This is a genomic window from Endozoicomonas sp. ONNA1, from assembly GCF_024606325.1.
Classification (GTDB): Bacteria; Pseudomonadota; Gammaproteobacteria; order Pseudomonadales; family Endozoicomonadaceae; genus Endozoicomonas_A.
The window spans coordinates 1-1059 of sequence record NZ_JAHHPN010000078.1; the positions used below are offsets into that span (position 1 = coordinate 1).

Below are 1059 nucleotides of genomic sequence, written 5' to 3' on the forward strand. Positions count from 1 at the left end.
GGGTGAGGAACTCAATTGTGTAATACGTTTTGTCGGTATCGGTGTTATCGATATCGCCACTGTCAATGGTCGAAATGGGCCGTTGTGCCAGATTGTCTGCTAATAGCAGCCGGGTCGCGCATCCCCCGACCCCACGCCGACAGCGCTTATTCTCTGGCGCATCCCTGTCCTTGATGACAATCTTGAACCCGCCGCTGGCAGATTGAACCAGCCGGTAGGGCGATGAACTGAACCCCGCACTCCCTGTTACCGGAGCTTGCGAGGCGGGAGAGGTTTTAAGTGTGCCTATATAGTCAACCAGTTCACGCTGGTCAGGGGCCTGACGGGTCAGAGCGTCTTCCAGCCATTCGACTTGCTGACCGGTGAGCACCCCCCTGAACAGGGCCCTGTCATCATCGGGTAACTTCCGGTCAAACTCACGCAAGGCTCTGGCAAAGGTTTCGATATCCGGATCATCCCGGTGCCCGCGGATGTAGTCAAAGACCTCAGCAAAGCTCAATGAGAGTAATTCAGACTTCCGGGTGAACAGCCAGATCATGGCCTTTTTAAAGTCTTCCTGGCTGGCGGGTAATCCAACCGGGTCAAAATGACGTTCAAGCGCATCCCGGTGGCGGCCTGCCAAATGGGTATAAAGGGTATTGGCCCGGTTTTGCGCCCCGGTCAGGGAAACCCATTGGTAGGCAGGGTCAAAACCGACGGAATAGCCCAGCTGCCCCAATCGTCCCGCCTCCTCTGGCCAGCCAGACTTGAACAGTGCGGCATCAACCGCCTCTGTACTCTTGGCCAGACCCAGGGCGTAGAGCTGCCCGACAATGGTGTCGAGGAACCTGTGGGTCAGCGAAGGGTTATCCTTCATCCCAAGCTCAATGGTGATCGCCGTATCCCCGACCAGCAACCGGGACTCCTGTAGCTGAATATGGGGATTTAACTGCCAGTGGAGAGGTCGGCCCGCACTCAGGTCAAGCGGGCGCGCCTTTTGGAATTGTTGGCGATAGTGTTCCGGTTCCAGGTCACTGAAAATTTTAACAAACTGCTCGACATCATTCCGGTAACGGTCTG

1 protein-coding gene is annotated in these 1059 nt (G+C 56.2%); it reads right to left on the bottom strand.

Translation table 11 applies throughout. The features are described from left to right. The coding region (locus KDK19_RS01740; RefSeq protein WP_257291219.1) for a hypothetical protein at window positions 1–1059 on the bottom strand (1059 nt) is incomplete at both ends.